Annotated in this window: 19 protein-coding genes; 10 read left to right on the top strand and 9 right to left on the bottom strand. The window is 63.5% G+C overall.

Annotation, left to right across the window (positions count from 1 at the left end):
- Nucleotides 1–24: 24 nt before the first annotated feature.
- Nucleotides 25–546: a mycothiol transferase gene (locus AC5RTB_RS08965; protein WP_494060715.1), complete on the top strand. Its 522-nt coding sequence runs from the start codon at nucleotides 25–27 to the stop codon at nucleotides 544–546.
- Nucleotides 547–636: 90 nt separating this feature from the next.
- On the opposite strand, the gene AC5RTB_RS08970 is transcribed toward AC5RTB_RS08965, so the two are convergent.
- A complete protein-coding gene (locus AC5RTB_RS08970; RefSeq protein WP_494060716.1) occupies nucleotides 637–1,284 on the bottom strand; it encodes an alpha-ketoglutarate-dependent dioxygenase AlkB family protein in 648 nt (215 codons plus the stop codon).
- Nucleotides 1,285–1,361: 77 nt separating this feature from the next.
- On the opposite strand from AC5RTB_RS08970, the gene AC5RTB_RS08975 reads away from it, so the two are divergent.
- On the top strand, nucleotides 1,362–2,147 hold the full coding sequence (locus tag AC5RTB_RS08975) for a VOC family protein (RefSeq protein ID WP_494060717.1): 786 nt from the start codon (nucleotides 1,362–1,364) through the stop codon (nucleotides 2,145–2,147).
- A 234-nt stretch (nucleotides 2,148–2,381) separates the two neighbouring features.
- Here AC5RTB_RS08975 and AC5RTB_RS08980 read toward each other — a convergent pair whose 3' ends face one another.
- The 3 genes from AC5RTB_RS08980 to AC5RTB_RS08990 are packed head-to-tail and all read right to left on the bottom strand — an operon-like array spanning nucleotide 2,382 to nucleotide 5,503.
- Nucleotides 2,382–3,218 carry a carbohydrate ABC transporter permease gene (locus tag AC5RTB_RS08980; RefSeq protein WP_494060718.1) on the bottom strand — a complete coding sequence of 279 codons (837 nt, stop codon included), beginning with the start codon at nucleotides 3,216–3,218 and terminating at the stop codon, nucleotides 2,382–2,384.
- Nucleotides 3,212–4,180 (bottom strand): carbohydrate ABC transporter permease, encoded by a 969-nt coding sequence (locus AC5RTB_RS08985; RefSeq protein WP_494060719.1) that lies wholly within the window; start codon nucleotides 4,178–4,180, stop codon nucleotides 3,212–3,214. Before AC5RTB_RS08985 ends, AC5RTB_RS08980 begins: the two co-directional genes overlap by 7 nt.
- Before the next feature lie 3 nt (nucleotides 4,181–4,183).
- Nucleotides 4,184–5,503 (bottom strand): ABC transporter substrate-binding protein, encoded by a 1,320-nt coding sequence (locus tag AC5RTB_RS08990; protein WP_494060720.1) that lies wholly within the window; start codon nucleotides 5,501–5,503, stop codon nucleotides 4,184–4,186.
- Nucleotides 5,504–5,871: 368 nt separating this feature from the next.
- On the opposite strand from AC5RTB_RS08990, the gene AC5RTB_RS08995 reads away from it, so the two are divergent.
- The 3 genes from AC5RTB_RS08995 (at nucleotide 5,872) to AC5RTB_RS09005 (ending at nucleotide 8,996) form a co-directional block, all read left to right on the top strand.
- A complete protein-coding gene (locus tag AC5RTB_RS08995) occupies nucleotides 5,872–6,876 on the top strand; it encodes an SIS domain-containing protein (protein WP_494060721.1) in 1,005 nt (334 codons plus the stop codon).
- 94 nt (nucleotides 6,877–6,970) lie between these two features.
- Nucleotides 6,971–7,855: a PfkB family carbohydrate kinase gene (locus tag AC5RTB_RS09000; protein ID WP_494060722.1), complete on the top strand. Its 885-nt coding sequence runs from the start codon at nucleotides 6,971–6,973 to the stop codon at nucleotides 7,853–7,855.
- A 46-nt stretch (nucleotides 7,856–7,901) separates the two neighbouring features.
- Nucleotides 7,902–8,996 (top strand): LacI family DNA-binding transcriptional regulator, encoded by a 1,095-nt coding sequence (locus tag AC5RTB_RS09005; protein ID WP_494060723.1) that lies wholly within the window; start codon nucleotides 7,902–7,904, stop codon nucleotides 8,994–8,996.
- Nucleotides 8,997–9,001: 5 nt separating this feature from the next.
- On the opposite strand, the gene AC5RTB_RS09010 is transcribed toward AC5RTB_RS09005, so the two are convergent.
- Together AC5RTB_RS09010 and AC5RTB_RS09015 are read right to left on the bottom strand one after the other, a co-directional pair.
- Nucleotides 9,002–9,724: an MBL fold metallo-hydrolase gene (locus tag AC5RTB_RS09010; protein ID WP_494060724.1), complete on the bottom strand. Its 723-nt coding sequence runs from the start codon at nucleotides 9,722–9,724 to the stop codon at nucleotides 9,002–9,004.
- Nucleotides 9,725–9,802: 78 nt separating this feature from the next.
- Complete coding sequence (locus AC5RTB_RS09015) at nucleotides 9,803–10,696, bottom strand: phosphoribosyltransferase (RefSeq protein ID WP_494060725.1); 894 nt, start codon at nucleotides 10,694–10,696, stop codon at nucleotides 9,803–9,805.
- 117 nt (nucleotides 10,697–10,813) lie between these two features.
- On the opposite strand from AC5RTB_RS09015, the gene AC5RTB_RS09020 reads away from it, so the two are divergent.
- The 3 genes from AC5RTB_RS09020 to AC5RTB_RS09030 are packed head-to-tail and all read left to right on the top strand — an operon-like array spanning nucleotide 10,814 to nucleotide 14,009.
- Nucleotides 10,814–11,098 carry a hypothetical protein gene (locus AC5RTB_RS09020; protein ID WP_494060726.1) on the top strand — a complete coding sequence of 95 codons (285 nt, stop codon included), beginning with the start codon at nucleotides 10,814–10,816 and terminating at the stop codon, nucleotides 11,096–11,098.
- Nucleotides 11,095–12,234: a baeRF2 domain-containing protein gene (locus AC5RTB_RS09025; protein ID WP_494060727.1), complete on the top strand. Its 1,140-nt coding sequence runs from the start codon at nucleotides 11,095–11,097 to the stop codon at nucleotides 12,232–12,234. The genes AC5RTB_RS09020 and AC5RTB_RS09025 overlap by 4 nt, the downstream gene beginning before the upstream one ends.
- Nucleotides 12,234–14,009 carry a thiamine pyrophosphate-requiring protein gene (locus AC5RTB_RS09030; protein WP_494060728.1) on the top strand — a complete coding sequence of 592 codons (1,776 nt, stop codon included), beginning with the start codon at nucleotides 12,234–12,236 and terminating at the stop codon, nucleotides 14,007–14,009. The genes AC5RTB_RS09025 and AC5RTB_RS09030 overlap by 1 nt, the downstream gene beginning before the upstream one ends.
- Here AC5RTB_RS09030 and AC5RTB_RS09035 read toward each other — a convergent pair.
- Nucleotides 14,006–14,809 carry a phosphatase PAP2 family protein gene (locus AC5RTB_RS09035; RefSeq protein ID WP_494060729.1) on the bottom strand — a complete coding sequence of 268 codons (804 nt, stop codon included), beginning with the start codon at nucleotides 14,807–14,809 and terminating at the stop codon, nucleotides 14,006–14,008. The genes AC5RTB_RS09030 and AC5RTB_RS09035 overlap by 4 nt on opposite strands.
- Before the next feature lie 66 nt (nucleotides 14,810–14,875).
- Between AC5RTB_RS09035 and AC5RTB_RS09040 the strand changes: the two genes are divergently transcribed.
- Nucleotides 14,876–15,523: a pyridoxine/pyridoxamine 5'-phosphate oxidase gene (locus AC5RTB_RS09040; RefSeq protein ID WP_494060730.1), complete on the top strand. Its 648-nt coding sequence runs from the start codon at nucleotides 14,876–14,878 to the stop codon at nucleotides 15,521–15,523.
- A gap of 3 nt (nucleotides 15,524–15,526) precedes the next feature.
- On the opposite strand, the gene AC5RTB_RS09045 is transcribed toward AC5RTB_RS09040, so the two are convergent.
- Nucleotides 15,527–16,360 (bottom strand): aldo/keto reductase, encoded by an 834-nt coding sequence (locus AC5RTB_RS09045; RefSeq protein ID WP_494060731.1) that lies wholly within the window; start codon nucleotides 16,358–16,360, stop codon nucleotides 15,527–15,529.
- Nucleotides 16,361–16,497: 137 nt separating this feature from the next.
- On the opposite strand from AC5RTB_RS09045, the gene AC5RTB_RS09050 reads away from it, so the two are divergent.
- On the top strand, nucleotides 16,498–17,577 hold the full coding sequence (locus tag AC5RTB_RS09050) for a DNA polymerase IV (RefSeq protein ID WP_494060732.1): 1,080 nt from the start codon (nucleotides 16,498–16,500) through the stop codon (nucleotides 17,575–17,577).
- A 113-nt stretch (nucleotides 17,578–17,690) separates the two neighbouring features.
- Here AC5RTB_RS09050 and putP read toward each other — a convergent pair whose 3' ends face one another.
- A complete protein-coding gene (gene putP / locus AC5RTB_RS09055; protein ID WP_494060733.1) occupies nucleotides 17,691–19,190 on the bottom strand; it encodes a sodium/proline symporter PutP in 1,500 nt (499 codons plus the stop codon).
- Nucleotides 19,191–19,264 lie beyond the last annotated feature (74 nt).

Below are 19,264 nucleotides of genomic sequence, written 5' to 3' on the forward strand. Positions count from 1 at the left end.
TCTGCGGCTTACTAGGCTGGTGGCATGAGTGGAAGTGACGTGCTTGTTGAGGCTTTCGGGCGTATTCCCGACGCGCTCTCCCGCGCGGTGGAGGGGCTCGACGCCGGTCAGCTCGTCTATCGGCCGAGCCTCCCGGACGGGTCCGGCGCCGCAGGCAACAGCATCAGCTGGCTGACCTGGCACCTCACGCGGGTGCAGGACAACCACCTGGCCGACGCTGCCGGCCGCGACGAGCTCTGGCTCAGCGACAGCTGGTGCGAGAGGTTCGGCCTTGACCTGCCGCGGGAGGACACAGGCTACGGGCACAGCACCAGCGACGTCGACAAGGTCCGTGTCGACTCCCCCGAGCTGCTCATTGAGTACCACCGCGCGGTGCACGCACGCAGTATCGAGTTCGTCGAGGACCTCAGCGAGACCGACCTTGACCGGATCATCGACCCGTCGTGGGATCCGCCGGTCACCCTCCGGGTGCGGCTGGTGAGCGTCATCGAGGATTGCGCCCAGCATGCGGGGCAGGCTTTATACCTGCGAGGGCTTCTGGTCTGACGCCCTCGACCCGGCGCAGAATTGCCGTTCGGTGGCACGATCGCCGGATAGTTTCCACGATCCTGCCACTTTGGGATGATTCGGTGGCCGTCAGGAGAGACCCGTCACCCGCAGCGTGATGTTGAGCCGTCCCTCCAGGCCCAACGCGGGATCGGCTGTTCCCGGATATGTCTTCATCACCCCGTGGTAGGCCAGCCGCGATTCGCCTCCGAAGACGAACAGGTCGCCCGACTCCAGCCGAACGTCGGTCCACGGCCTGTTGCGGTTCTCGGTATTTCCGAAGCGGAAGAGGCAACTGTCCCCGATGCTCAGGGACACCACCGGCGCGAGGGACTTCTCTTCCTTGTCCTGGTGCATGCCCATTTTCGCTGAGGCGTCGTAGAAGTTGATCAGCGCTGCGTCGGGTTCATAGCTTTCATCTGGGACACCGTAAGCAGCTTCGACGGCGTCTCGCCCCAGCTCCGCCAACCACGAAGGGAACCGGGCAACCTGCCCGCCGCCGACGTCGTCAGCTGTCCGGCTGTAGCGGTAGGGGACCCAGTGCCAGCCCAGGCAGACGGTCTGCACCGACATCCGGGATCCGTTCGGCATCCGCGTGTGCCGCATCGGCACCGGTCCGGCGGCCCACTCCCGGCACGCCGCGATGAGTTCCCGCTGGCGTTCCAGGTCCAGCCAGTCCGGAACGTGCACGGCACCAGGTGCGACGACGGCAGGTTCGCGGGGCAGGAGAGTGGCCATGGGTTCATTCTCTTCCATTGTGTGTCCGGGTACCGGGGGATACGCTCACTTCGACCGACATGCCAGGAGGAGAAACCATGCCCAGCCGAGAGACCTTTCGTGACGGAACGCCCTGCTGGATCGACCTCATCAGTTCGGATCCCGGGAAATCGGGACAGTTCTACAGCCGGTTGCTCGGTTGGGAGCTCGAAGACATGGGACCGGATTACGGTCACTACACCAAGTTCCTCAAGGAGGGTCAGGCAGTCGCGGGGTTGTCCGGGAAGCCCGAGGGATCGGACTTCCCGGACGGCTGGATGACGTACTTCGCTGCCGCGGATGTTCGCGCCCTCACAGAGAAGGCGGCGCTCGCAGGAGCCGAGATTCTGGTCGCGCCGTTTGCCGTCTCGGACCAAGGCAGCGTTGCCCACCTCGCGGATCCGTCCGGAGCAACCTTCGGACTGTGGCAGGGCGACAGGCTGCGCGGCTTCGGGCTGCATGGTGAACCCGGCGGCGCCGTCTGGCATGAGCTGATGACACGGCAGTACCGACAATGCGTCGACTTCTACGCACGAGCTCTGGACTGGGAGCCGCAGGTGGAGAGCGACACCGAGGACTTCCGTTACACCACAGGTCTGTTGGAAGGGGATCAGCAGGCCGGAATCATGGACGCGGCCAATCTGCTGCCTGAGGGCACTCCGTGTGCGTGGAGCGTCTACTTCGGGGTGGACAACACGGACGACGCCGCTGGTCGCGTCCAGGAACTCGGCGGCACCCTGATTTCAGATCCGGAGGATTCGCCCTACGGCCGACTTTGCACCGCGACAGACCCCACAGGCGCTGCCTTCAAGCTCATTGCGAGCGGGTCAATCCTGCGCAGTTAGAGCCCGGCAACCGCACTTCCCGCTGCCTTTCACCAAGGTGGCGGCGAATAGTTCGCCGCTCTGTGCGATCAAGCTGCGGGATGTGAAAGTGGGGTGCAACGCCCCATAGCTCCAGCCTTTCCCAGCCGAGTCCAACCATGTCGTCGAGGAATGTCTCGAAAGGCAGGTGCTGGTAGGAGAAGTTCGAGCCGGTGATTCGGTCAACCGACAGGGTCATGCGCCACCGCCTTGGAATTATTTGCCGATGCCATCCGCGAGCCCCTTCACGAAGTAGCGCTGGCCGATGAAGAAGAGCAGCACCACGGGGATCGCGGCGATCACCATGCCGGCAAACACAACCGGGTAATCCGTCCCATGCTTGCTCATGAGGCTTGTCAGCCCTACAGGGAGTGTCTGTACGCCCGAACCGCTCGTGAACACCATCGCGAAAAGGTACTCATTCCACGCGAAGAGAATGTGCAGGATGATCGTCGAGACGATGATGGGTTTGCACATGGGCAGAATGATCTGCCAGAACGTGGTCCATTTGGTCGCGCCATCAACCTCCGCTGCCTCGTCGATCTCCCTCGGCAGATCGATCATGTATGCGCGTATGAGGAAAGTGGTGAAGGGGATACGGAATGCTGTGTACAGAATAAGCAACGCCCAGAAAGTGTTGTATAGCCCCAGACCCTGAAACATCCTGACCAGCGGTACAAGCGCAACCGCCGGAGCCAGCATGAGGCCGCCGAGGATGATCGTGACTATCACCTTGTTGAAGGGAATGTTCACGCGCGTCAATCCGTATGCCGCCCACGCGCTGATGAAGACTGTGGCGATCGTGGAGGTAACTGTGACGAGCACGCTGGTCATTAGGTAGTTACTGACTCCGCGGTTCCATGCGTTCACGTAGTTCTGCCAGTCCCAGGTGAGAGGGAGAGCGAAGGGGTTCCCAAAGAGTTCAGCATTTTCCTTAAAGCCGTTCAGCACCATCCACAACAGTGGATAGACCACGACTACGACCAGGCCGAGGAGGAAGGTCCACATGAAAACCTTCACGATGATGCCAAGGAAGGAAATTCTAGTTACCATTCCACTCTTCTCCTGTGTGTAATCCAGAGCTGCGTGAGCGCAATGGCGAGTGTGACGAGGAAGATGACCATGGCGATCGCGGCTGCGTAGCCGAAATCGTTTCGAACGAAGCCGCTGCGGTAGAGCCAAGTGGCCAGGACCTGGGTGGAGTTATTCGGTCCTCCACTGGTCATCACCATCACTTCGTTGAAGACCTGGAAGGCACCCGAAATGGTCACGATGGTCATCAGCCCCGTCATCTCCCGCACCAAGGGCATCGTCACCGTGAAGAACCGGCGGATGGTGCCGATGCCGTCGATTGATGCCGCTTCGTAGAGCTCTGAGGGGATGCGCTGGATCGCGATGGCGAAGAGAAGTGTCGAGTAGCCGAATCCCTGCCATTGACTCATCGCGATGACCGCCATCATGGCCGTGCTTTCCTGGCCGAGCCACGGTTGGGCCATCGCGTTCAGGCCGACACCGTTCAGGACGAAATTCAGCAGTCCCAGATTCGGTTCGTAGATGAAGTAGAAAAGCAGGCCGGCCACGGTAAGTGAGATAGCGGAGGGGACGAAGTAGACGGCGCGTAGCGCCCGCCTCCAGCGTTCCCTTCGAACGCTCTCAATGACGGCCGCCAGTGCGAGGGCGCCGAACACCTGGAAAGCGATGGAGATGCCGGCATACAGCGCGTTGTTGCCCAGGGCCGACCAAAAGATCGGGTCATTCATGAGCTTTGTGTAGTTCTCAGCGCCAATGAATGTCTGGCTGCCGCTGTAGATATCCCACTCAAGAAAGCTGAAGCCGAGGTTCTGCACCAGTGGGAGGTAGACGAACACACCGAGGAGAACCAGGGCCGGAAGGACCCAGGCGAATCCTAGAAGCATTTTGACGGCTGAGCGCGCTGTCGTGGAAGTTTTTGGGCGGGGTAAGTGGGGCTGGGGCACCCGCACCCGCTCGGTGCGGGCGCCCTCAACGGTCAGCATGGCCTACTTCGCCGCGTTGGAAGCGTTGCGAACGCTCTCGAGTACCTCTTCGGGTGTCGAGCTGCCACTGATGATCGCCTCTCCGCCTGCCAGCCAGGCATCCGCAACCTCGGGCACAGTCACGGTGTCGAGCCAGATCACTATCTGCGAGGCGCCATTGACCTGTTCAATGCCCTCAAAGACCGCTTCGCTGGACGTCTCGGGGGTGACCGCACCCAGTACCGTACTCGGCTGTCCGTAGGGCGGCGACGAGAGGGTACGAGCGCTTTCCGCCGTCGTTACGAACTTCATGAAGTCCACGGCTAATGCCGCCCGCGGGGACTTCGCGTTGATGAGGTATCCCTCGGGTGCGCCCTCGATCGCATCCGGATCGCCCAGAGCCCCGGATGGAACCGGCAGCTTAAAGATTCCGAAGTTCTCCGGTGTCAGTGTGTTCCCCTCCGCCGTTACAGAGTCGAACTCGAGGATCTCCTGGTAGTACATCGCTGCTGTCCCACCGGCCAGAGCCTCCTGCGCTGTTGTGTACAGGACGCCGTTGGTACCTTCACCTGTGTCTGTGCATTCTTCAACCAGGGTTTTGAACTGCTTGAGCGAGGTGAGGTATCCCTCGTGCTCAAGCACCGCGGTGTCCGGGTCGAAGTCGGCGTTCAGCACGTCGGTCGGGACGTTGTAGGCGAAGAGCTGCTGCAGATAGTGCAAGCCTGGCCAGCCATCCTTGTTCCCGAAAGCGATGGGTTCAAAGCCGGTGTCGCGGAGCGGCCCGCAGCTCTCAATAAGTTCCTCGAAGGTGGTCGGAATTCCTACCCCCGCCTCCTCGAATGCCGCCTTGTTGTAGCCCATGAACTTGCCGTTGTTGTAGAGGGGAATTCCGTAGTACTTGTCGTTGTACTTGAATGCGTCCAGGGACGCCTCTCCAAACGTCTCGCCCCAGGCAGTGCCTGGCCCGATGACGCTGGTGAGGTCGGCGGCAAGCCCGCCCCCGACGAAGTTCTCCGCCCAGTCCCCGGTCCAGCTGAAGTAGATGTCCGGGAGCGCCCCGGAGGCTGTAAGGGTCTTTGTCTTGTCCTTGATGCTCTGGTCAGTTTCCTGTATGAGCTCGAATTCGACGTCCGGATGGAGTTCCTTGTATTCAGAAGCAAGGTCCTCGAAGTAAGGCTCCAGCGGATCACCCGCGAACTTCGTGAGGATTCTGAGGGTGCCGGAGAACTCCGGTTCAACTCCAACGTCGGCTATAGCGGTGCTCGACTGGCTGGCGCATCCGCTGAGGCCCAGCGCCGAAGCTACTACGAGCGCAATAACCGCTATCGAATCTCTTCTCTGCATGGTGGTCCTTCTATTGGGTGTGCGGACCGTCGTGGCTCACGGTGCGTGAGTATCAAACCCGCCGTTGGATGAGGAGTGACTGTGATTTCGATGACTATACCGATCATCTGGTACCGGTACCAGATCTTGTCGGAATTTTGTTTGTCCCACCTCAGGCCGGAGGGATCTGCCCGGATAAACCGGGGCGTATCTCGAGAAGAACTACTACTCCGCCGGTTCAATGTCCTTACTGGGTGACGAAGTTCCGGTGACTGTCGGGAGGTTCTTGACGGGCACTGTGAGCGTGTGCCAGCATCGGTAACGGCTGATACCGGTATCAGATTGCCTTCTATCGGCAGCCCTGCCTCTTACCCCCTTGAAAGGACGCAATGATGCTCGGTTTCGACGAGTCGGCGTTTCGCAAACAGATCGCCAGTGCTGTATCCCTCCGCCCCCAGGTCGAAGAGCTGGTCGGGACGCTCACGGCCAAAGGCCTGGACAACTTGTTTCTGATTGGCGCGGGTGGAACCTACGCCGCAATGTGGCCCTACGAACACTTGGCACGCCGGCTCACCAGCCTCCCGGTGAAGGCATCGATAGCCGCTGAACTGATCACATCGGGAGATGCCACGTTGGGCGAGAAATCCGTTGCGGTCTTTGCCTCCGTTTCCGGAACCACCGACGACAGCCTGCGCGCTATTGAATACTGCAAGCAACGCGGCGTGTACACAATCGCCTTCACCGGATACCCCGATTCGCCGATTGCGCAGGCCGTGGACATGGCTTTGATCTCCGAGCCGAAGACCTGGCCGTTCGACATGCAGATGCTGCTGTTCATGACGCGGCTGCTCTCCGAGCGCGGGGAGTTTGCCGGCTATGAAAAGTTTGCGGATGAGATGGCGGGACTCCCGCAGATCCTGGTTGACGTGGCCAATCAGGCCGAACCCCAAGCCGCCGCTTTCGCGGAGGCGCATGCCGATACGGACTACCACTTCCTGGTGGGAGGAGGGAACCTGTGGGGTTTCACCTACCTCTACTCGATGTGCATCCTCGAGGAAATGCAGTGGCTCCGCACAACCCGGGTTCACAGCGCCGAGTTCTTCCACGGCTCCCTGGAACTGCTTGAGAAGGACACCAGCGTTATCGTCTTCCAGGGCGAGGACGAAACGCGCGCATTGACTGACCGGGTCGAGAAGTTCGTCAGGCGGGTCTCTGATGATGTCACCGTCCTCGATACCAAGGACTACGCACTGGATGGGATCAGCGAGGAATTCCGCGGTCTGCTCGCTCCCATCGTGCTGGACACGGTCACCGGCCGAATCAGTAAGCACCTTGAACGCGTACGCAACCACTCCCTGGATCTGCGGCGCTACTACCGGGTGGTCGAATACTGATTCTCGAAGCAAGCGAGTGCCCGTTCCACCGAACGGGCACTCCTGTACATAAGGCGGCTATGAAGCACATCCATTACCGAACGGGTAAGGGCTCATGAGGGCCCTGGGGTTCGGAGACAATATCATCGACCGGTACCTCGACCGTCGAAAGCTCTACCCGGGCGGAAACTGCGTCAACTACGCTGTGTTCGCTCGCCGGCTCGGAGTCGATTCTTCCTACCTGGGAGTATTCGGGTCGGACGAGCACGGCCGCATCATCAAGGAGGCACTCCAAACGGAGGGCGTGGACGTGAGCAGGTCCGTCACCAAGGACGGGCCGAGTGGCGTCTCGACTATCAGCATTGTCGAGGGCGATCGGGTCTTCGGGGGATGGAACGGCGGCGGCGTCACCGTCAGCAGTCCCCTTGAACTCGACGATGATCTGCTGAGCTATGTCGGCGGATTCGACCTGGTCCATTCGAGTGTCTACTCCCGCTCGGAGAAGGAACTCCCCAAGGTGCATGCCGTTGGCCCGTTGGTCAGCTATGACTTCTCCAGCGAGGCGGAATTCCGCACCAGCTCCTACTTTGGCCTGGTCTGCCCGTCTGTTGATCTCGCGCTTATATCGTGTTCCGGCCTCACCCTCGATGAGACCCACCGGGTCCTCGCGGACCTGGTGAGACACGGTGCCGGTGTGGCGCTCGGCACCCGGGGATCAGCGGGGGCAGTTGTCTATGACGGGAGGGCTTACATCAGTGCCCCCTCTGCTCCGATACCTCCCACGGACGGGCCCATTGACACGATGGGGTGCGGAGATGCCTTCCTGACCGCTTTCGCAGTGACGCTGTCAGCAGGTGGTTGGAGCCGCATGGCAACGCCCGCTGAGGTAACGATCCGGGAAGCACTGCTCGCCGGCGCGGCGTTCGCCGCCGGACAGTGTCTCGTGGAGGGTGCGTTCGGCCACGGTATCGCGGATTCCCACGCGGCCGTTACGATGTGACATGCTGAGCCGGGTGCGCGGACTTACACACAGAATGATGATCTGAATGGCTGCGGAACGCGATCGGAGCGTCGCTCCTCCCACTATTTCGGAGGTCGCCGCTGAAGCCGGGGTAGGGCGCGCCTCAGCGGCTCGTACGCTCGGCGGGTACGGGTATGTGAGTCCGGAACTGCGGGAACGGGTCCTCAAAGCCGCAGAAAAACTCGGATACCGTGCAAACGCGCTCGCACGCAGTATGTCGACCGGTGTCAGCCACACCCTCGGACTTATCGTGGCGGATATCGGCAACCCATTCTTTGCCGGCGTCACCAGAGGGATCAGCGACTTTTCCCGCAAGAGGGGCTTCGACACCATCGTCCTCAGCACCCACGAGGATCTCGGGGAGGAGAAGGCCGCCGTTGGGGTGCTGATCGACAAACGTGTAGACGGCATGATCATCGCATCGGCCGCCGTGGGACGGGACGATGTAGCGCACATCCAGGACGCGGTAGATCGCGGCATCCCAGTGGTTCTGGTTGACCGCGCAGTTGAGCACTTGGCGCTCGACTCAGTTGTCATAGATAACAGGGAGGCGAGTCGTCGCGCAGTCAACCATCTGATCGAACACGGACACCGGCGTATCGGATTCGTCTGGGGTCCGCCGGTTCAGAAACCTGTGACGACGCGCCGCGCTTTGAGCGCAGCCGCTGCACGGAACTTGTGGACCGACGGGGAGAGACTCAGGGGCTATCTGGATGCCCTTGACGACGCCGGGATACCCTTCAACGCTGACCTGGTGATGACAGGTCCGAAGACGGAGAAGAACGCGTCTGTGGCCGTCGAACGGATGTTGTCCCTCGACGACCGGGTGACCGCCCTCTTCTGTACGGAAAACGATGCACTCACCGGTGCACTTCGCGCCGTGCGAGCCAGCGGGCTCAGCTATCCCTCGGACGTTTCCCTGATCGGATTCGACGACAGCTCATGGGCGGCTGTGATGGAACCGCCACTGACCATGATCGAGCAGCCAATGCTTGAGCTCGGTGCACGCGCCGCCGAAACGTTGCTCAGTGAGATCGAAGGAGCAGCACCGTCACGGACTATGCACACCCTTGAGGCGCGCTTCATCGAGAGGGCCTCCGTCGGGAGGCGGAATCCATGAAGGGGCTAGCTGCGCTCCTCACGCAGATAGTGCAACTGGGCTGCCACCGACTGCTCCGCCGCGCGTCGCACGGAGGGGTCGACATCGGCATACACCCGGTCGGTAACGGAGCCGACGTCGGCGCGTTCGGCTGAGAGGCCAAGCGCCAGGAGCGCAGTCCGCACCTGATCGAGCCGCTCCAGGCGGTGCGTCCGGTACACGCGGGTGACGTCGCCGAGATTTGGGAGTATTGGGCCGTGCGCAGGCAGGACGGTCGCGCCTCCTAGCGCCTCGAGCGCGTCGAGCGAACGGAGGTAGGCGCCCAGCGTCCCGTCCGGGTAACTGAGCACCGTGGTGCCGCGGCCCAGGATGGTATCCCCGGTGAGGACAGAACCCTCCGGGCCGTCGTCGGGCAGGTGAAAGCATACTGAATCAGCGGTGTGTCCCGGCGTCGCGAGGACGTTGATCCGCACTCCGCCGGCGGAGAGAACCTCGCCGTCGGCCAGCGAATTGGCGCCGTGACAGTAGTCGGGGTCGAGCGCGCGCACCGGAGCGCCCGTCAATTCATGGAACCGGGCACTGGCCTCGGTGTGGTCCCGGTGGTGGTGCGTGATGAGCACCAGATCCACTGGCCCCGCTGACTGCAAGGCGTCGAGGTGTGCGTCGTCCAGCGGGCCCGGATCAACCACCACGACCGTTTGTGATTCCGGGGAAGTGACGATGTAGGAGTTGGTACCGTCGAGGCTCATCGGCCCCGGGTTGGGCGCAAGGCGGCAACGGGTGAGAGGCCCGCAGGGCGTCAGGGCGTCGTCGTTCTGGGACACCTGCTAGCGGACTGTCTCGCGGACCTCACCGAAGGGGACCTCGGGGGAGACCTCGGCCTGTGTATCGGGTCCAAGCCCCGTGGTAATCAGGACGCCGTGTTCGCCCCCGGCCACGGACTGCTTGAGGACGGGCATCACGGCAGCAGCGGTGCTGTCATCGAGTCCTGCAAGGTATGCGCGGTAGGAATCGGGGAGGTCTGAGTAATCCGTCATGGTCCCCAAACTACGCCCGCGCGTCTCGCGCAACAACCGCTGGACCTCCTCATCCTGCACCTGCTCGAAGCGGAGGTAGGCACTGCCCACCGCCGGCAGGTTCTCAGCGGACCAGGGGCCGATCAATTCGTCGACCAGTTCACCCACCATTTCTGCAGCGGAGGTCAGGAATACGGGCGCAGCGGCAATGATCCGGTCGGCACCGGCCCTTCTGAGGGCGGCTACTGCGGCGCGCATCGTGGCACCGGTGGCCACGCCGTCGTCGACTATCACCACGGTCTCCCCGGTCACTGTGAGGGGTTCCATCCCCCCGCGGTAGAGCCGCTCCCGACGCAGAAGTTCAGCCTGCTCGCGCTCCGCCACACGGGCGAAGACTGCATCGGCATCCCTCATGCCAGCCAGGACATGGGCATTGCGGACGGTCTCGATGGAACCGCCGATCGAGGCGATTGCGCCCATTGCCAGCTCGGGGAATTGGGGTACGCCCACCTTTCGCACCATGACGACGTCGAGCGGGGCCCCATACGCATCGGCCACCACCGCGGCGACCGGAACGCCGCCCCGCGGCAGGCCGAGAACCAACGGTGGTTTGCTGCCGCTCAGCACCGGTTCGAGCGCGACAGCCAGTTGACGACCGGCGTCTTCACGGTCGGCGTAGCGGTCAGGTCCTGTTCGCGATGTCATCTTAAGCCCTGCTCGGTGGAGGGGTCTTTTATTCGAGCTCAGAGAATGATAGACCGACAGTAACCTTAGCATTTGCGAGTCAGACGGCACCGACCGCGACGAAGAAGGAGGCAGGTCATGGCAGAGCGGGGTAATACCACCCATGGTCCGAACCTGGACGATCAGCTCAAACACGAAACGCAGGGGCTGGTCCAGGGGAACCGTCCCACCCGCGCTGAAGAATGGCGCGAGGCCGAAACGATGGACGACGGCGAGGACGAGGGCGGGAACACGGTCCAGGACGCGCTGCCGGACGACGACCCGGGGATCGACCCGGCGCAGGTGAGCGACACCACCGTTGACGGGCCGCTGACCGAGACGATCGAGGAAAAAGTCAGCAATGACGAAGAGGAGTCGAAGTGACCAGCACCTTGCACACGCTTGCAGACCTGTACCGGAAGCCTGGTCCATGGGTCACCGTCTATACGGATGCCAGCACCGGGACGGTCGATTCGCTCCACGCGGACGACGTCCGCCCCGAGAACATTGCAACAGCCCTTGAGGAGGCTGGTGCCTCCAAGGAGGACCGGAAAGCGGTGGCTGATGCCCTTCGCCAGTCGGCAAAGGGCATGCCGGATCCGGTGGCCCGGCTGATCGTTGCTGGGAATGGCACTGTGGAACTGGACGAGTTCCTACCGGGGCCTCTTGCCCTGCCGGAATTCACTTCTGTGAACAATATTCCGAATCTGTGCCCCCTGCTCTGGCACCGCCCGGACGATTTTGCTTACGTGGTGGCCGAGGTGGGCCGCGACGGCGGTGAAATCCACCTTCGCCACGCAAACGGTCTGCAGGATGACAACACGGTGCACGTCGAAGGCTCGACCGAGAACCTCAAGAAGGTAGAGCGCGGAGGCTGGTCCCAAGGCCGTTACCAGCACCGGACGGAGAGCATCTGGAAGGCCAACGCCGCCGATATTGCCGGTGAGATTGACCAGATTGTTCGCAGCTGCCGTGCGAGACTGCTCGTTGTGGCCGGAGACATCCGGGCCAGGGGGCTCGTGGCTGAGCAGCTGAGTGAGCAGTCCAAGGAGATCCTCACCATCATCGAAAGCCACAGCCGCACCGATGGAGCGGACAAGGAAGCCTACGCGCAGGAGATCGACAAGCGGGTTGCCGAGTGCATCGCTCGCAGACAGACCCAACTGCTTGAGCGCTTGAACAACCAGAAGGCCAGGCCCAACCCTGAGTCGACCGAAGGCATCGGCTCGGTGGTGCATGCGCTCCAGCAGGCACAGGTGGAGACCCTGCTCCTCGAAACCGAGGGCCTTCACGGTCACCGGCTGCTCGCCCTGGGAGCCGAGCCGTGGACGACCGAGTTGGATGGGGAAACGGCGGGCGTACCCGTACTCGGGGAGGTGCCGGCGCCGTCCGCGCTGCTCCGTGCGGCGGTGCTCACTGACGCGGAGGTGGCGCTGTTCCCCTCAGGCGCGCTGGACGGGGGGCCGGTGGCCGCGCTGTTGCGCTGGCCGGTTGGGCCAACCGTGCCTGTCGCCGGCTGATGGGGGACCGGTTCGTAGCTGACGTTGTAGTCGAACGGTTGACCGCATGGGGCGTTGACCGGGTGTTCGGTTATAGCGGTGACGGGATCAATCCGGTGCTCGGCGCGCTGCGGCGCGCCGGGTCGCCGGAGTTCGTTCAGGCCCGCCACGAGGAGAACGCCGCCTTCATGGCGGTCGGCCACGCTAAGTACACCGGCGGCGTCGGGGTGGTGCTTTCCACGCAGGGCCCGGGAGCTGTGCACCTCCTTAACGGCCTGTACGACGCGCGGATGGACAGCGTGCCCGTGGTCGCCATAGTGGGACAACAGAGCCAGACGGTGCTCGGCTCGGCCTATCAACAGGAGATCGATCTGCAGAGCCTGTTCAAGGACGTCGCCTCGGGCTTTCGACAGCAGGTGAACAGCCCGGACCAGGCACCGATGGTGATCGACCGGGCGTTCAAGGCGGCACTCGCCACCCGGTCTCCCGCCGTGGTCATCCTGCCCCATGACGTACAGCAGGAGTCCGCGCCGGAGCTGAAGCACGAGCACGGCGTAATCCCCTCCGCTCCGCTCTGGAGTCCAGGAACCGTGATCCCGCAGGAGCAGGACGTGCGCGACGCCGCCGCGCTCCTGAACGCCGGATCGAAACTCGCGCTGCTCGTCGGGCAAGGAGCGCGGGGAGCGCAGGAAGAGGTCATGGCGCTCGCCGAAAAGCTGGGCGCCGCCGTCGTCACAAGCCTGCTGGGAAAGCCGTACGTCGATGAAACCCTGCCCTACGCGGCGGGCACCATGGGCCATTTGGGCACCACCGCCAGCGGGTGGGTCATGGCGAACTGCGACAGCCTGCTCATCGTAGGGTCCAATGATCCCTGGACCGAGTTCTATCCTCCCCCGGGTGCCGCGCGCGCTGTGCAGATCGACAGTGACGCCAAAGCGATCGGAAACAGATACCCGGTGGAAGTGGCGGTAACGGGGGATGCAGCCGAGTCCCTCCGCGCGCTCCTGCCGCTTGTCGAGGGACGGATTGGGTGGCGCGGCGACGTCGAACGCCACATCGACGCGTGGCGGGGGCTCAATGAAGCCCGCGCCATGACACCGGCGAACCCGGTGAACCCGGAGCGCGCTATCCGGGAACTCAACGGGCGCCTCCCCGATAACGCGCAGGTGGCAGTCGACGTCGGCAGTTGCGTCTACTGGTATGCCCGCCAGCTGCACCTGCCAGACGGCGTGCCCGCGCATCTGTCGAGCACGCTGGCGAGCATGGGATGCTCCCTCCCGTACGGAATCGCGGCGAAGCTCTCAGCCCCGGACCGTCCCGTCGTGGCGCTCACCGGAGACGGCGGCATGCAGATGACCGGGATGGCCGAGCTGATCACGGTCAGCCGGCTCTGGAAGAGCTGGGCCAACCCCGTCTTCGCCATCTGCATCCTCAACAACCTCGACCTCGCCGAAGTCAGCTGGGAACAACGCGAAACCGAATCGGAACCTCGTTTCCAGGACAGCCAGGACATCCCCGACGTTGACTATTCGGGATTCGCGAAAATTCTCGGGCTGGACGGGATGCGGGTGGAGAACCCCGACGACGTCGGCCCCGCCTGGGACCGTGCGCTGGCCGCTGACCGGCCTTTTGTACTGGACGTCCGAACGGACGCCGGCGTCCCCTTGCTTCCGCCGTTCCCTGCCGGTGAGGCTCTGGCGGAGTCGATGGAGGAGGCTCTGGAGACCGAGGGGAATACCCATGCCCTGGAACTGCTGCGTGAGTACGTTCGGCTGGAGAAAGAGGCGCAGCCCTAGGAATGCGCCCGCCGCTCCCGCCGGGTGTGCCGGAGCGTCAGCAGCAGGCGGTGCGCCGTGATGACCAGGGCGAGCCACGCCAACCCCAGCGTCCACGCCACCGCGACGTCGGTGACCCAGTGATGCCCGAGGTAGACCCGCGTGAGCCCCATGGTGAAGGCGAAGAGCACGGCGGCGCTGATCGTCAGCGCCAGAGCACCCTTGGAATGCTGCCGCAGCACCAGCAGGTACGCGATGATCCCCGAAATTACGACCGCGTTGAGGGTGTGACCACTCGGGAACGACGGCGACATCTCGAACGGTGGAACCGCGAACCGGAGGTCGGGCCGGAGCCTTCCGATGGCATCCTTGCCGAGAACCGTCATCAGCAGCGAGCCCCCGGCGGCGACCACCATCAGGATGAACGGAGTGAAGGAGCGGCGGGCCACAGTAAATACGAGCACTGCGCACGTGGCCAGGATGGGCATCCCGATCGGCCCACCCAGATGGGTGAAGGCGGTCGCCGCACCGTTGAGCCAGGGCGAACGCAGCGCGACCGCGGCATCGAGCGCCGGCTGGTCAAGCGTCGCGATGCCGGCTTCCTCGGTGACGGCTTCGTAGACCTCCGCGGATGCAACCGTGAGTGACACTGCGGCACCCAAGCCGACCGCGAGCAGGAGCAGGAGCGCCCAGCGCGGCCCGATCCAGTGCGCCAGTGGCCGAACACACGCGACAAGGAACCGGCCCACCGGCGTCGCCCACCGGGTCAGGTCACGGGTGCCGACGTGATGATGTTCGTTCTCCGGGTGCTGAAACGACATCCTTCGAGATTAGCAACGCGGCCCCTACCCCGCTTGGCGGAAGTGGCACGGGCGTAGGCTGTCCGCATGAGCACACCAGCCCAGAATCTGCTGCGCGGCCTGCCGGTGTTTCCCGAGGAGATGCGGCCGTTCGACCCGGCGTCCGCACCCGCTTCCCCGCTGGACCTTTTCACCCAGTGGCTGGGCGCCGCGATCGACGACGGCGTCCCCGCCCCTCACGCGGTCACCGTATCGACAACCGACGACGACGGCCGCCCTGACGCCCGCGTGGTCATCCTCAGGGACCTCGACGATCGCGGCTTTTCCTTCGCCACCAGCAGCGACAGCCCCAAAGGTCGGCAGCTCGAGGGAACGCCCTACGCTGCGCTGACCTTTTTCTGGCAAGCGGTGGGCCGCCAGGTCCGCGTCAGTGGCGCCGTGACTCCAGGAACGGTGGAAGAGAACGACGCCGACTTCCGCCGCCGCCATCCCGCCGCACGTGCGCTTGTGTTCGCCGGGCAGCAGAGCGATGTCATTGCCGAGGGGGCGTCGGTGAGCGCCGCCGTCGAGCGCGAACTCGCCGGGATTGAGCACAGGGGATCAGCGACATGGACGGTCTACACCGTGGCGCCTGAGCGCGTGGAGTTCTGGCAGGCGGACCCGGAGCGCCGCCACACCCGCCTGCGGTATGTGCGCAGTGGCGAGGGCTGGCGCCGCGAGGTCCTCTGGCCGTAGCCGCTAGTGCCCGAAGGAGTCCGAGTCGGTGGTGTCGCCGTCTCCGGTGTCCAGGGCGGACAGGGACTCCACCTCCTCCTGGGTGAGCTCGAAACCAAACAGGTTGATGTTCTGCTTGATCCGTAGCGGGTTGGCCGACTTGGGGATGGCCACCAGCCCGAGCTGAAGGTGCCACCGCAGGACGATCTGCGCCGGCGTCATGCCGTACTTGTCGGCGAGACGATCCACGGCCGGATCCTGCAGCAGGTCGCCGCCTTTCCCGAGCGGACTCCATGACTCGGTGACGATTCCATGCTGGGCGTGGAATTCCCGCGAGTCAGCCCGCGTGTGGCGGGGATCGAGTTGAATCTGGTTTACGTCCGGCACGAGTCCCTCGTCGAGGACGTGCTGCAGATGCGTCGGCTTGAAGTTGGAGACGCCGATAGCCCGAATCAGGCCGTCCTCGCGCAGCGCCGCGAGTCCCTTCACTGCGTCGACGTAGCGGTCCTGATCGGGATTGGGCCAGTGCACCAGCAGGAGGTCGATGTAGTCGACACCCAACCGGGCTGCGCTCTGCTCGAATGCCTTCCGGACGCCGTCGAGGCTATGCCACTGCTTGTTGAACTTGGTGGTGATGAACACCTGGTCCCGCTCGATCCCGGACCGCCGGATCCCTTCACCGACGCCGGCTTCATTGCCGTAGTTCTCCGCCGTGTCGAACAGGCGGTACCCCGCGGAGACGGCCTTCTCGACGGCGCCGGCTGCCTCCTGATCATCGAGCGGCCAGGTGCCCAGTCCGAGTACCGGTATGGACACACCGCTGAGGAGCTCGATGGTTGGTGCCGCTGCGTCAGTCATGTTCTCCTCGTATCGGTCGGTGGTGCATGCGTTTTACCCCAGCTTTCTAGTTGGGACCGTGGTGCGTCAATCCGATGTCGGACGAACGTCTCGGAGACATGGTGGTGCAGGAAGGAACGGGCAGGCACACTGGGACCGTGAGTCAAGGCCACAACCCATGGGTGCTGCACGTTGATCTGGACCAGTTCATCGCTGCGGTCGAGGTGCTGCGGCGGCCCGAACTGGCAGGGAAGCCGGTGATAGTGGGTGGTCGCGGTGATCCCACGGAGCGCGCGGTGGTCTCGACTGCGTCCTACGAGGCCCGTGCGTTCGGCGTCGGCTCCGGAATGCCTTTGCGCGTCGCCGCGCGCAAGATACCGGAGGCAGTGATCCTGCCTGTTGATTCCGAGGCGTACCTCGCCGTCTCGGAGACGGTCATGGCCACGCTGCGCGCTCAACCGGGTGCCATCGTCCAGGTGCTTGGCTGGGATGAAGCGTTCGTGGGAGTTGAGACGGAGGACCCGGAGGCATACGCCCGCCGCGTGCAGGATGCGGTGCTTGAGAGAACGCAGTTGCACTGCAGCGTCGGTATCGGCGACACGCTTGTGCGGGCCAAGATCGCCACGGGGTTCGCCAAGCCGGCAGGAGTTTTCCGCCTCACCGTGGACAACTGGCTGGACGTGATGGGGGACCGGCCCACCATTGACCTGTGGGGTGTCGGACCCAAGGTTTCCCGCCGTCTGGCCGGGCTCGACATCACGACCGTCGCGCAGCTTGCCGCCTGTGATCCTCAGGACCTCGTGCCGGAATTCGGGCCAAAGATGGGCCCGTGGTACGCCCAACTTGGACGCGGCGACGGCGAGCGGGTGGTCGATGACACTCCCTGGATCCCACGCGGGCACAGCCGCGAGACCACCTACCAGCAGGATCTGACCGATTCCGCGCAGGTGGACGACGCCGTTCGGGAACTCGTTGCGCGGGTCCTTGAGGACGTCGCCGCTGAGGGTCGCCCGGTGATCGGGCTGACTCTGAAGGTGCGGTACGCGCCGTTCTTCACCAAGACGTATGCGAAGCGGATTCCCGAAACGTTTGATCGAGACGTGGTGGTGGCCAGTGCCCTCGACCTCGTGGGGAAGATCGAACCGGGGCGGCCCATCCGGCTTCTTGGTTTTCGGGCTGAAATGCCGATGCCGGAAGAAGCGCGGAAGGGGCATACGCCGACGCGCAGCGGCTGGTGAGTGCGCCGTCGTCGTTCTGGTTCTTGTCCTGAACGTACTGCGGCTCCCCGGAAGCCGCAGCAACCGGGGAGCCGATGTAGACGCGAAGTGGGAACGTGATCAGGAAATTTCGATCAGGAGACCGTGACCGGTTCCTTGCGCTCGGAGACACCGCGGACGGCCTCATCGAACTCGGCTTCTATCTCCGCGTTCGGCTTCCAGGTCAGCCGGCTGACTACGACGGCGACAACCAGGTTGGCGATGAATGCCGGCACAATCTCGTACATCGTGGACGAGAGCGGGGAGTTGCCCCACGCAAAGACGATTGCGGCGCCGACGACCATCCCGGATAGCGCGCCGGGCATGGTCAGCTTCCGCCAGAACAGCGACAGCAGCACGGCAGGGCCGAAGGAGGCACCGAAACCGGCCCATGCGAACGCGACCAGCGAGAGGATGGACTCGTTGCGGCCGGAGGCCAGCATGATCGCTACGATCGCGACGACCAGCACGCCGAGGCGACCCAGGATCACGCCCTGCTTGGCGGTGAGGGTCTTCTTGGAGACCATGTTGTAGAGGTCTTCGACCAGCGCGGAGGAACACACCACGAGCTGCGACGAGATTGTGCTCATGATTGCCGCGAGCACCGCCGCGAGGACGATCCCGGCAACGAACGGGTGGAAGAACGCCTGTGACAGCGAAAGGAAAACGGCCTCAGGGTCAGCAAGCGTGAGCTGGGGGTTCTGCTGGAAGTAGGCGATGCCCACCAGCGCGGTAGCAACTGCACCGAGAACAGTCAGGACCATCCAGCTGATACCGATCCTACGTCCGGCAACGGCGTCCTGCGGGCTGCGCAGCGCCATGAATCGGACAATGATGTGCGGCTGGCCGAAGTAGCCGAGCCCCCAGGCAGCCGCGGAGATGATGGCCAGGACAGAACCACCGGCCACGAAGTTGAGCATGGACGGGTCGACCGCGCTGATCGACTCGGTCATTCCGGTGAAGCCGCCCACCTGGACGAAGCCGATGATCGGCACGACGATCAGCGCGACCAGCATGAGAAGTCCCTGGGCTACGTCGGTGAACGTTGCGCCCATGAAGCCACCAAACAGCGTGTAGGCAATAGTGACGGCCGCGACGATGATCATTCCGAGGGTGTAGTTCGAGTTGAAGGAAGACTCGAAGAAGACGCCGCCGGCAACCATGCCGGAGGAAACGTAGAACGTGAAGAACACCAAAATGATGATGCCGGAGACGATGCGGAGAAGCCGCGAACGGTCCTTCAGCCGGTTCTCAAGGAAGCTGGGCACGGTGATCGAATTGTTCGACACCTCCGTGTAGCTGCGCAACCGCGGCGCAACGAACTTCCAGTTCAGCCACGCGCCGATGGTCAGGCCGATAGCGATCCAGACCTCAATCAGGCCGGACAGGTAAATCGCGCCGGGAAGTCCGAGCAGCAGCCACCCCGACATGTCGGAGGCTCCCGCACTGAGCGCTGCAACACCCGGCTTGAGCCCACGGCCGGCGAGCATGTAGTCATCGAGGTTGGACGTTCTCCGGTAGGCGTACCAGCCGATTCCCAGCATGGCGAGCATGTAAAGCGCCATGGCAAGGTATTGCCAGGTCTGGTCAGTCATGGGTTCCTCTCACATTTTCCTTGGAGTTGGCTGAGTGCAGCCGTCCACTATTCCAAGAAGCCACACTGCATGGC

The sequence above is a fragment of the Arthrobacter sp. M71 S08 genome (assembly GCF_059089725.1).

Bases quoted from the DNA above. Each gene is read 5' to 3' on its own strand.
- AC5RTB_RS08965 (WP_494060715.1), top strand. From the start codon at position 25: ATGAGTGGAAGTGACGTGCTTGTTGAGGCTTTCGGGCGTATTCCCGAC.
- AC5RTB_RS08970 (WP_494060716.1), bottom strand. From the start codon at position 1,284: ATGGCCACTCTCCTGCCCCGCGAACCTGCCGTCGTCGCACCTGGTGCC.
- AC5RTB_RS08975 (WP_494060717.1), top strand. From the start codon at position 1,362: ATGCCCAGCCGAGAGACCTTTCGTGACGGAACGCCCTGCTGGATCGAC.
- AC5RTB_RS08980 (WP_494060718.1), bottom strand. From the start codon at position 3,218: ATGGTAACTAGAATTTCCTTCCTTGGCATCATCGTGAAGGTTTTCATG.
- AC5RTB_RS08985 (WP_494060719.1), bottom strand. From the start codon at position 4,180: ATGCTGACCGTTGAGGGCGCCCGCACCGAGCGGGTGCGGGTGCCCCAG.
- AC5RTB_RS08990 (WP_494060720.1), bottom strand. From the start codon at position 5,503: ATGCAGAGAAGAGATTCGATAGCGGTTATTGCGCTCGTAGTAGCTTCG.
- AC5RTB_RS08995 (WP_494060721.1), top strand. From the start codon at position 5,872: ATGATGCTCGGTTTCGACGAGTCGGCGTTTCGCAAACAGATCGCCAGT.
- AC5RTB_RS09000 (WP_494060722.1), top strand. From the start codon at position 6,971: ATGAGGGCCCTGGGGTTCGGAGACAATATCATCGACCGGTACCTCGAC.
- AC5RTB_RS09005 (WP_494060723.1), top strand. From the start codon at position 7,902: ATGGCTGCGGAACGCGATCGGAGCGTCGCTCCTCCCACTATTTCGGAG.
- AC5RTB_RS09010 (WP_494060724.1), bottom strand. From the start codon at position 9,724: ATGAGCCTCGACGGTACCAACTCCTACATCGTCACTTCCCCGGAATCA.
- AC5RTB_RS09015 (WP_494060725.1), bottom strand. From the start codon at position 10,696: ATGACATCGCGAACAGGACCTGACCGCTACGCCGACCGTGAAGACGCC.
- AC5RTB_RS09020 (WP_494060726.1), top strand. From the start codon at position 10,814: ATGGCAGAGCGGGGTAATACCACCCATGGTCCGAACCTGGACGATCAG.
- AC5RTB_RS09030 (WP_494060728.1), top strand. From the start codon at position 12,234: ATGGGGGACCGGTTCGTAGCTGACGTTGTAGTCGAACGGTTGACCGCA.
- AC5RTB_RS09035 (WP_494060729.1), bottom strand. From the start codon at position 14,809: ATGTCGTTTCAGCACCCGGAGAACGAACATCATCACGTCGGCACCCGT.
- AC5RTB_RS09040 (WP_494060730.1), top strand. From the start codon at position 14,876: ATGAGCACACCAGCCCAGAATCTGCTGCGCGGCCTGCCGGTGTTTCCC.
- AC5RTB_RS09045 (WP_494060731.1), bottom strand. From the start codon at position 16,360: ATGACTGACGCAGCGGCACCAACCATCGAGCTCCTCAGCGGTGTGTCC.
- putP (WP_494060733.1), bottom strand. From the start codon at position 19,190: ATGACTGACCAGACCTGGCAATACCTTGCCATGGCGCTTTACATGCTC.